Genomic DNA, 10,393 nt, shown 5'->3' on the forward strand with positions numbered 1-10,393 from the left:
ACAATATTTATGGCTACTATTTATACTATCCATCCGGAAACACCTCAAATACGTCGAATAGAGAAAATAAGAGAGTATCTCGAAGATGGTGCAGTGATGCTCTATCCCACTGACACTGTCTATGCAATTGGTTGTGATTTACATGTGAAGTCCGCAGTGCAACGAGTTAGGCGTTTGAAGCAACTATCCAATGATAAACCCCTGACGTTTTTGTGTTCGTCTCTGTCCAATATTGCTAAATATGCTCGGGTAAGTGATCCAGCTTACCGAATTATGAAGCATTTGATTCCCGGACCGTATACGTTCTTGTTACCAGCAACCAAGTTAGTACCTAAGCTGGTGATGAGTCCCAATCGTAAAACTACTGGTATCCGAGTCCCAGATCATAACGTTTGTCAGGCGTTGCTTTCAGCTCTAGGTCATCCAATTATTTCTACCTCGGCTCATCTACCCAATCAGGATGGTGACACTCCGACGGTGGGATTGGAACCGGCTAAACTATTTGATGCTCTCGATGGTCTCGTAGACATCATTGTGGACAATGACTTAGAACCGGGATTTAAAGTCTCAACTATCCTCGACCTGACTGGTTCAGAACCGATGATGGTGCGGCAGGGTTTGGGATGGGATAAAGCGATCGCTTGGATTTAGCTAGTGCTTTAGCTAGTTATTTAGCTAGTGATTAACTAGTCAGCTCAGGTTGGGTCATGAGAGTATCAAGCACCCTATGACTACAAGAAAACGTTAGTCGTTTACGGAAAAGTCATCACTAGTTCAGTCAGTTTCTGGATTGACCACTCCTCAGGTTTTGGTCATCCTGAATCAGCTTGATGCTGGAAAGTCTTGAACGCTATATCTAGTAAGGATTTCAGCCTTAGGTAATCCGACGGAAACTACAGGAGTGCTGGGGGTCACAACTAGTCAGCTTAGAGTAGTCACACACTCACCCGACCAGGGCTAGACTCACGAGTCTACATTTAGGGTGGACAAGGACAAAGGACAGCGGACCACTCCAAGGTTTGTAGATCACATTCACACACATTTCCTCTGTTGCTTGTTTCATGGCAATTCTGTGAATCTATTTTTGGGGGCAATACCATGCAAGTCAAAACTGTTACTAATAATCAAAATTCCGCTACTAATAATCAGGCTCCGGAAATTACTCTAGATCATCAAACCCAAAACTTGACCCAGGTCTTAGTGGAGGAAATCCAGTCGGAAATTGGAGCTAAATCCAGGAGTATTCAAGCGGTTGCCCACCGGATCACCTTGGAGGTAGAACGGATTTGCACTAAGAGCGATCGCATCCAGAATTCCGGTGAAATTGATACTTGGAAGTTTAATCTAGCACGTCACCGACTGCACAAATGTCTTTCATACTACAAACTAGGTTCTCGGCAGGGTCGTGTCGAACTCCATAGTAACCTCAGTACCATGGTTTATCGCCATGTGGCACCGTCCCAATCTCAGTTAAACTTTTCCGCTCGATACAATTTGATTGAGGACTTTTTACAGGACTTTTACGCTGAGTGCCTCAAAGCTTTCCGCCGGGAAAATCCTGTGGATTCTGACTACACTCCCCGTACCCAGCTAGAACTAGCGGAGTACATGGGCTTTAGTGAGCAATATGCTAAGCGGCGCATTACCCTACGTGGTCGCGGTAGCCAGCAGTTGATTGTACTCAGAGCACAAAGCTTTGCCCGACGGCAGCCTAATGAAACCCCTGTGGATATTGAACAGGCTGTGGAGTATGGTAGGGATGAAGAAGCCCAAGAGCACAACCGTTCAGCTACTGCACAACAGGTACGCTCAAACCTGATTGAGAAAACCATTGACCCCAGCGATGCTGTTTTACGCGATCGCATTATCTCCGAGTTGATCAAATACCTAGAGTCTAACGGTCATAATGACTGTGCTGATTATCTGGTGCTAAAGCTGCAAGACCTGGCTGCACCAGAGATTGACGAAATCATGGGTCTAACACCCCGTCAGCGGGATTATCTACAACAGCGCTTTAAGTACCATGTAGAAAAGTTCTCTCGTTCAGCTCAGTGGAAACTGGTACACCAATGGCTAGGAGCAGACCTGGATCAAAAACTAGGGATGTCATCGAAGCAGTGGGAGGTCTTTGTGGCCCAACTCGATAGCCAACAGCTAGCGTTACTGCCCCTCAAACAGGCGCAAAAGAGTGATCAAGAAATTTCCAAAGCCCTCAAGTGTACCCAAAAACAAGTGCAAAAGCGCTGGACTAAGGTTTTGGAACTAGCTTGGAAGACTCGTAACTCAGAAATTCGCCATGGCAATTAGACTTACATCTCCTTCTGGAACTAAGTAAGGAGGAGAGTTAGGTAAAGCTTAAGTAGTTAAGCCAACACCGACAAAGTATTAAGTTTGCTAAGGTTATGTTAACAACTGAAAACTCGTACCGCGTATTTCTATTTATTTTTATTCTAGGTTTTAGGCTAATGGAGTTCGGGATTAGGTACAGCAGGGGCAGTTGACAGCCTCCGTTCTCAAGTCGGGGCGCTTCATATGCTTGTCAGAAGCATAGAGCGATTTAACCTAGAGCGATTCAACCTAGAGCGATTCAACCATTGGCCTAGACCCTTAAAAGTATTTCGCGGCTGCAGATCCAATCTGGTCAATCAACCAATAGTCATTACAGTAAGTATCTATGGTAGTCAATATTGCTCAAGGGTCTGCTTCACCAAAGATAGCAGCAAAAAATCAACAAGCTCTCCGGCAAGTGTGGGAAACGATTGAGCCTGATAGCTGTCCCTATCGCTACAATTTCCATATGCACACGATTTACTCTGATGGTCGGCTCAAACCGGAAGAGTTGATCAAGCAAGCAATTAACATTGGTCTTAAGGGACTTGCCATCACCGATCACCACTCCGTTAGTGGTTATCAAGTTGCTCAAACTTGCATAGAAAAATGGCAGCAGGAGCCATCTTTCTGTGATTCATTACCCCACTTCTGGACTGGTGTCGAAATTACCGCCAACCTCCTGGATGATGACATTCATATCCTTGGCTATGCTTTTGAGCCAGAACATCCTAGTTTAAAGCGCTATTTCACTGGAACCGCACCGACCGGTGATCATGCTGAGGCTGGTGCAGTGATTGATGCTATCCATCAGGCCGGTGGTTTAGCAGTGTTGGCTCATCCAGCCCGTTACCGTAAGTCAGCAGATGAGTTAATTACTGCTATAGCCAACTTAGGGATTGATGGTGTTGAAACTTACTATGCCTACACCAATCCTGAACCCTGGCAACCTAGTCCAAAACAAACTAAACAGGTGAAGCAGTTGAGTGCTACCTACAATCTATTTAATACCTGTGGCACTGATACTCATGGGTTAAGCTTGCTCAAGCGTATTTGAAAGAAAGATCTCATTAGACTCCTTTGCTTGTAGTTAATTTAGGGAGCAGGGAGCTTCGGAGCAGCGGATCTGGGCAGAAATAAGAGATAACTTCGGAATAGGTAAAAAATCCTGGCTAAGCAGGTGCGCAAAATTAATTACACATTTTCCCAAACTCAAAGTCTTACAATGTAAAGGTTACAGAGATTGGGAGTAGGTAATTAATTCTGCGATCGTTGCTTATATATCATTTAGCAGCTTTGCCATCAAAAGAAGAACAATTTCCCCCCAACCCATCCACAATGGCACAGGTATTGCTAGTAATCATGCCAATATAAGTTCCAGTATCACTCCCTTTTTCTCCTAGACCATCTGCAAATAACTTTTGGTCTGAAAGTTTAACCTTTGCTTCTCTGGCGACAGTGCCAATAACCTTATCATTTGTTGTTACTTCGGCGAAAATTGTTGGTACCTTACTTTTCTTAATCTTCTGTACCAGTTCTTTCACCCGTGCTGCTGTCGGTGCTTCTTCTGCGCTAAGCCCTTGCAACGCATCAGAATCAGAAAAACCGTAAGCGTTAATGTAGTACCCTAGGGCATCATGGGTAGTGATTAGTTGGCGTTGCCCCTTGGGTATGGTAGCAACTTGTGCTTTTACCCAAGCATCCAACTGTTCCAGTTCAGTGGTTAGCTGTTTGGCATTCTTAGCATACAATTCCTGATCATCTGGGTTAAGTGCTGCCAGTTGGCTACGAATTACTTCTGCCATCTTGATACCATTTTGGACATCATGCCAAATATGGGGGTCGGGCTCTAGTTCCTCATCACTGTGAGCAGATCCTGTCTTCTCTTCCTCATGGTCATGGTCATGGTGATCATCATGGTCATCCTTATGGTCATCCTTATGGTCATCCTTTTCTTGCTCGTGATCATGGTGGTGATGTGCTTCCGCCATAATTGGACTAGGCACAGCTTGATCATGCACCGCTATTTTAGGAGCTGGTGTATTAGTGGCTTGAACTAATTTAATAACTTCTGGTTCAAAGTCGTAGCCACCGTATAGAACTAGTTGGGCTTGCTCTAGGGATTGGCGAGCTAAGCTGGTAGCTTTGTAGGTATGAGGGTCTTGACCTGGTTCAATCAGACAGGTCATATCAATGGTATCTTGAGCAATTTCTGTTGTTAAGTCACAAAGCACACTGTAGGATGCTACCACTAGTGGCTTCTCCCTTGATGAGGTTTCACTGGTTTGACTACAACCACCTAGTGCTACCCCAAAGGCGAGAGCACCACTAGCTAAGAGCGTCCGAAGTTTAACTGGTAAGGGTTTCAGCATAGATCAACCCGCTTAAATTTGTAGCTATCAAGAACAAGAATCATTTTACAAGGCTTAGGCTGAGAACGACAATCAGTTGCAGCCACGCTACACTATGATAGTGGTAGTCATTTTCACAAAACCTAATGTTAGAAGTCCATAACCTAGGAGTCTGTTACCGAGACACTTGGGCGATTTGTGATATATCCTTCTCCCTCCAGCCAGGACAATTAACTGGCTTACTGGGGCCCAATGGTGCTGGCAAAAGTACTATGGTGAAGGCGATGCTGGGACTGATTCCAGCAGTGAAGGGGGTAGTGAAATTGGCAGCCCGTCCCCTCCGGAGTCAATTAAAACGAGTCGCTTATGTTCCTCAGCGATCGCAAATTGATTGGGATTATCCGATTACGGTATGGAATGTAGTGATGATGGGTCGTACAGTCCACACCGGTTGGTTTAGGTCTCCTAGTCGCCAATCTAAGGAAATTGTTAAGAATGCGTTAGAACGGGTGGGTATGTTCGAGTATCGCCACCGTCAAATTGGCGAACTCTCTGGTGGACAGCAGCAGCGGGTATTTTTAGCGCGGGCTCTAGCTCAACAAGCGGAGTTATTATTTTTTGATGAGCCATTTGTCGGCATCGACAAAAAGACAGAAGAGATTATTTTTGAGGTTTTTAGTGAACTTAAATCCCAAGACAAAACGTTACTAGTGATCAGCCATGACTTAGGAGAAACCTTAGCTCATTATGATCAACTCCTCTTATTGAATAAGCAACTGATTGCTGTGGGTTCAAGGGCTCAAGTGCTGACACCGGAAAACCTGACCAAGGCTTATGGTAAGGTGATGAGTTTAGTAGGAGCTTGATGGCTTAGTGTTGAGTGCTTAGTTCTGAGTGCGGAGTGCGCTAACTCGGTCAGTCCCAAAGTCAGAGAGTAATACCTGTTAGGGTTCACTGTTCAGCAATGAACCCAACCTAATATATACTGATTCTTGCTGGGCTGGAAAATTGATCAAACAGGATATCACAGGACTCATGACTGACTCTGAAACTGGTCGGATGTTGCTTTCCCATAACTTTGAACTATCAGACGATAGTTTTCCTGAACTAAACCGGGAAGAATTTACTCAGGTATTTGCTGAAGGATTAAGTAACTATCCATCCTTAAAGTGTCGTAAGTTAGATCATCCCCATTGGATGGTTGAAATTTTATTCCCTACTCAAGAGCTTACCCCACCTCAAGTTGGAGAATTGTGCGCTCAAGCTCTAGAAGAAAAGCGAATTAGTCAAAAAAATGGGGATTTTCTGCCAGATATCTTAATATTGGGAGGCTTAAAGAAAACTCCACCCTTAAGTAATGCTCCTGATACTCTCCAAACCGGAGAATGGGGAGTTGATGTTGTAGAAACGACCTCAGCAGCTCAATTTTTAACAGCCCTAGGATGGGAAGAAAAAACAGCTGGTAAAACTATTGACAATGTTTTCAAGATTGAAAAAATAAATAATACTGCATCCTAAAATTACAGCAGTTTTAAATTGAGTGATTTTTTTAGGGAGCAGGGAGCAGGATGAAATAGTTTGGAGGATTTTTGGTGTTATTGAAAATCCGCAAGGTAAGATTGTTAATGATATATTTATGTTAATGATATATTTATCTAGCAATTATCTGTCTTGATGCAGTCGCTCATGGGGGAAACCCCCAAGACCGCGCTGCATCGCTATGCCATGAGGTACAAAGGGATCCCCCTAAATCCCCCTTATCAAGGGGGACTTTGAGGTTGAAAAGCGTACCTCATAAATCCTAGAAACGCTATCAATGCTATTGACACTTAATAAAAATCTCCCCATCTCCCCATCTCCCCACACTCCCGACTCCCGACTCCCGACTCCCGACTCCCGACTCCCGACTCCCGACTCCCTGTTCCCTATTCCCTACTCCCTTTTATTTATTATGAATTGGCTGATTGAGCCCCTAGGTTTTGAATTTATGCGGAATGCGATCGCAACGGCTGTGCTGTTGGGGATATTAGGCGCAGTGGTAGGCAGCTACTTAATTGTACAACAAATGAGCCTGATTAGTAGTGTGATTGCCCATGCAGTTTTACCTGGTCTCTCAATCGCCTTTTTTTTAGGAATAAATATCTCTATTGGTGCCTTTATTGCAGGTGTCCTTAGCGCTTTAGTTGTAGCGGTGATTCCTCAGCGTACGCGAGTCAAAGTGGATGCAGCAATGGCGTTGACTTTCAGCAGTTTTTTAGGCTTCGGAGTGATACTAATTACGGTGCTTAAAACTAACCAACTTGACTTAGAAAATATTCTTTTTGGTGACATCTTAGGGGTGAGACCAGGAGATGTCTGGCAAACCCTGGTGATTACAGCAGTAATTTTACTATTAACAAAGTTGTTCTATAAAGAGCTATTATTCTATACCTTTGATCCCTTGGGAGCCCAAGCTAGCGGTTTACCGGTAAAACTAATTTATTTCGGGTTAATCTTAGCGATTACTCTCACCATTGTCGCCAGTATGCAGACGGTAGGGGTGTTGCTCGTTATCTCGATGTTAATCGGACCCGCGACTACGGCTTATTTATTAGTCAAAGAATTACATCACATGATGGGATTAGCCTCAATGATTGGAATTATTTCTAGTGTCAGTGGAATGTATATAAGCTACTATTTTAATTGGCCATCAGGCCCAGCAATTGTAATGGTAATCTTTGGCTTATTTTTCCTGGCATTTTTGTTTAGTCCAAGCCAAGGAATTCTCACGGAGCCAGCTATCGCACGTCGCCAGGCTAAGTTATTGACTTTGCTGAAAGAATTATTGAGATCGAATCGAGGGTAAGCAATCAGCTATTAGCAATCAGCCGTCAGCAATCAGCAATCAGCAATCAGCAATCAGCTATTAGCAATCAGCTATTAGCAATCAGCCTTCAGCTATCAGCATATTGAACATGGTAATAGCATGTTCAACATGGTAAACTATAATTAAATAACTCAAGACTAGTGTAGTGTAAGGGCTAGCAACACCCATACACTACAGCTCAGCTTACTCTAATCTCTGGTCATGGCTGAAAAACTTACAGTTAAAAATTTTGCTGGTATCGAGGAACTAGAGATTGAGGTTAAACGAATCAATATCGTGATTGGACCTCAAGCTAGTGGCAAAAGTGTATGTGCTAAACTTCTTTTTTACTTTAAAAACTTTGTTTGGAAAATTTTAGATACAGTAGAAAACGAACAAACTAAGCGTTACCTAGATTCAAGTTACTCTCAAACTTTTCAAGAGTACTTTCCACCAGATTCCTGGGGAGAAGATGATTTCTGTATTAAGTATGAAATTTATAATGTTTTTATTGAAATTACTAGAAGTAAAGAGAATAAAAACAAAATAAATTTTAATTACTCAGAGTTTTTTAAAAATTTAAAAGAAGAGCTATTAGAGAAACTAAAGAAATTCGATAAACAACGATATTTAATCAATAGTCTGATAGACTATAAAATTAAACTGACAGAAGAAAATAACAAAAAATCTGATGATCTAACTTCTTTATTAGAGCAACTTGAAATATTATTAGAAAGAGCAAAAGAAAATCCAGAAAGTAATGAAAATATAATAAAACAGTCATTTTCAAGAGAACATTTAATAGAATTATTGAGGAGTTCATTATGCGATGAGGCAGCTTATACCCAGCTTTTTATTCCTGCTGGTCGCTCTTTCTTTGCTAATCTCCAAAGTAGTATATTTTCATTGATTTCTAATAAGATCGTTATCGAGCCCTTTATGATCGAGTTTGGTTCCACTTACGAAACTATAAAACGTTTGAATGCGAGAATTATTAATGAACCTGAAAATATACAAGAAAAAGAGATAAATGATGAAATAGAAACGCTGATCAAGGAAGTTTTATGTGGAGAACATATACAGGAAAAAGGCGAAGATTTTCTGAGAATGGCAGATGGAAGACGGATTAGTATTGCTAACTCTTCTTCTGGTCAGCAAGAAACATTTCCCCTGACGATTATACTGTCAGCATTACCTTTTTTAGTTGATGAGGATTCTGCTGGACAAACTGTTTATATTGAGGAACCAGAAGCTCATCTATTTCCAAGCGCACAACGAAAAATGGTTGAGTTAATCGCCTGTGTTTTTAATTCTGATCTGGAAAAACTTCAATTCTTTATCACCACCCATAGTCCTTACATCCTAACTTCAATTAATAATCTTATTCAAGCTGGTATTCTCTATAAAGAATCTAGCCAGGATGTCTTACCTAAATTAGAAAAAATCCTTCCTCGCTATAAAGCCCTGAGTACGTCTTATTTATCAGCCTATGTCCTAGAAAATGGCAAGGCTAAAAATATTGTCTGCACTGATACTGGTCTGATCAATGCCAATCTTATTGACGATGTTTCTGATCAGCTAGCTATTCAGTTTGATAAACTTTTGGACTTAGCGTGAGTATTTATGAAACGTTTCCCAGATTGTGAGGAATATAAAGATGACAATGAAATCGTATTAAAGGAAAACAAAAGTAAACTAACTTTTGATAATTCCAAGAGAGATAAAATATTAAAAATTAAAGTTGATGGCTGTGCTATAGACGATGAAAATAAGCGCTGTGATTACGCCCTTGTTTGTAGTAACGTAGAAATTTATGTAGAGTTGAAAGGAAGTAAGATTGCCCATGCAGTTGAGCAGATAGAATCGACGATTAAGTTACTTTCAGATAACCCACAAAAAATCGACAAGCGGTGCTTTGTAGTTTTTACTCGCTTTGGCCTACCCAAAGGAAGAACGAATATACAAATTATAAAAAGTAAGTTTAATAAGAAATATAATGCTACTTTAATAGTTGAGAAAACTCCATATACTTATGATTTAAGTCAGGTCACCATCTAGGAAAAAAGTACGTAAGCCTATGGTTAGGTTTCTTCTTCTTGACTTTCTTGAGAGTAAAGTCACTGTATGCTACTTCAGTCTCCTGATTTTGAGCGTAACTGTTAGAGCTGTGTCTATTTTATAGGGAAGTCTGAAGAAAGGTGACAATGACTCAACTTGAGCAAATAGAGAATTGGTGGGCTGTTTTAAAAACATGGATGAAACAAAGAATTATTGAATTTGATACTGTACGAGAATGTGTAGATGCAGCGTTCAAAAAATGTCCTAATGTATGCGCGTAGTGCTATAACTCTTGAAAGTTGGTTTATTTTAATTCTAAGGGATGCCTTAAAATTGAAATTAACGATTACGGCTTCTTCAGTAACTAGTAAGCTAAGTTAAATCTTAAAATAGGGAGTAGGGAGTAGTTTTTGAAGAGACTTAAAGGTTAAAGGGAGCCCATTTAAATGAAGACAGGCTTATACAGCATTTTTCATAACTATGAGCTAAACAGGATTTTTTCCCTCTTCCCACTTCCGACTTCTCTGTTCCCTGTTCCCTGTTCCCTGTTCCCTGTTCCCTGTTCCCTGTTCCCTGTTCCCTGTTCCCTAATACTTAATAACATTAAACCTGAAATCCCATAGCCTGAAGTCCCTGACGAAGACGCTGAGCTTCAGCTGGGTTATGGGTTTCGTGAAGTGCGATCGCTTTTTTAAAGGCCGATAAACTCTGATCAACGTTGCCCAATTTAAGCCAAACCACTCCCAAGTTTTGATAAGCCTCTCCATACTCTGGGTTAAGTTGAATCGCTTGCTGATAGGATGCGATCGCA

At 41.6% G+C, this 10,393-nt stretch carries 11 protein-coding genes and 1 pseudogene; 10 read left to right on the forward strand and 2 right to left on the reverse strand.

Annotation, left to right across the window (positions count from 1 at the left end; genetic code table 11):
* Positions 1–9: 9 nt before the first annotated feature.
* The 3 genes from F6K57_RS04740 to F6K57_RS04750 all read left to right on the forward strand — a co-directional run bounded on the left by F6K57_RS04740 (position 10) and on the right by F6K57_RS04750 (position 3,385).
* Positions 10–651, forward strand: coding sequence for an L-threonylcarbamoyladenylate synthase (locus tag F6K57_RS04740; RefSeq protein WP_293018607.1), 642 nt, complete (start codon positions 10–12; stop codon positions 649–651).
* A 447-nt stretch (positions 652–1,098) separates the two neighbouring features.
* Positions 1,099–2,307, forward strand: a complete 1,209-nt coding sequence (locus F6K57_RS04745; protein ID WP_293018641.1) for a HetZ-related protein — start codon at positions 1,099–1,101, stop codon at positions 2,305–2,307.
* Positions 2,308–2,674: 367 nt separating this feature from the next.
* Positions 2,675–3,385, forward strand: a complete 711-nt coding sequence (locus F6K57_RS04750; RefSeq protein WP_293065278.1) for a PHP domain-containing protein — start codon at positions 2,675–2,677, stop codon at positions 3,383–3,385.
* 226 nt (positions 3,386–3,611) lie between these two features.
* Here F6K57_RS04750 and F6K57_RS04755 read toward each other — a convergent pair whose 3' ends face one another.
* Positions 3,612–4,700, reverse strand: coding sequence for a zinc ABC transporter substrate-binding protein (locus tag F6K57_RS04755; protein ID WP_293065281.1), 1,089 nt, complete (start codon positions 4,698–4,700; stop codon positions 3,612–3,614).
* 125 nt (positions 4,701–4,825) lie between these two features.
* Between F6K57_RS04755 and F6K57_RS04760 the strand changes: the two genes are divergently transcribed.
* The 7 genes and pseudogenes from F6K57_RS04760 (at position 4,826) to F6K57_RS04790 (ending at position 10,205) form a co-directional block, all read left to right on the forward strand.
* The gene (locus F6K57_RS04760) at positions 4,826–5,545 is read left to right on the forward strand and encodes a metal ABC transporter ATP-binding protein (RefSeq protein WP_293065283.1); all 720 of its coding nucleotides are present in this window, start codon (positions 4,826–4,828) and stop codon (positions 5,543–5,545) included.
* 169 nt (positions 5,546–5,714) lie between these two features.
* The gene (locus F6K57_RS04765) at positions 5,715–6,197 is read left to right on the forward strand and encodes a DUF2656 domain-containing protein (RefSeq protein WP_293065284.1); all 483 of its coding nucleotides are present in this window, start codon (positions 5,715–5,717) and stop codon (positions 6,195–6,197) included.
* Positions 6,198–6,627: 430 nt separating this feature from the next.
* Entirely contained in the window at positions 6,628–7,524 is an 897-nt protein-coding gene (locus F6K57_RS04770; RefSeq protein ID WP_293065301.1) for a metal ABC transporter permease, read from the forward strand.
* A 222-nt stretch (positions 7,525–7,746) separates the two neighbouring features.
* Entirely contained in the window at positions 7,747–9,141 is a 1,395-nt protein-coding gene (locus F6K57_RS04775) for an AAA family ATPase (RefSeq protein ID WP_293065287.1), read from the forward strand.
* 6 nt (positions 9,142–9,147) lie between these two features.
* Entirely contained in the window at positions 9,148–9,582 is a 435-nt protein-coding gene (locus tag F6K57_RS04780) for a hypothetical protein (RefSeq protein ID WP_293065290.1), read from the forward strand.
* A 155-nt stretch (positions 9,583–9,737) separates the two neighbouring features.
* Positions 9,738–9,863: pseudogene (locus tag F6K57_RS04785) on the forward strand (IS630 family transposase); the annotation flags it as partial.
* A 165-nt stretch (positions 9,864–10,028) separates the two neighbouring features.
* The gene (locus F6K57_RS04790; RefSeq protein ID WP_293065293.1) at positions 10,029–10,205 is read left to right on the forward strand and encodes a hypothetical protein; all 177 of its coding nucleotides are present in this window, start codon (positions 10,029–10,031) and stop codon (positions 10,203–10,205) included.
* Here F6K57_RS04790 and F6K57_RS04795 read toward each other — a convergent pair.
* The coding region (locus tag F6K57_RS04795) for a tetratricopeptide repeat protein (RefSeq protein WP_293065296.1) at positions 10,186–10,393 on the reverse strand (208 nt) is incomplete at its 5' end. The two genes, F6K57_RS04790 and F6K57_RS04795, sit on opposite strands and share 20 nt — an antisense overlap.

Origin of the sequence: Moorena sp. SIO4A5, assembly GCF_010672005.1 — a bacterium.
In the GTDB taxonomy this organism is placed as follows: domain Bacteria; phylum Cyanobacteriota; class Cyanobacteriia; order Cyanobacteriales; family Coleofasciculaceae; genus Moorena.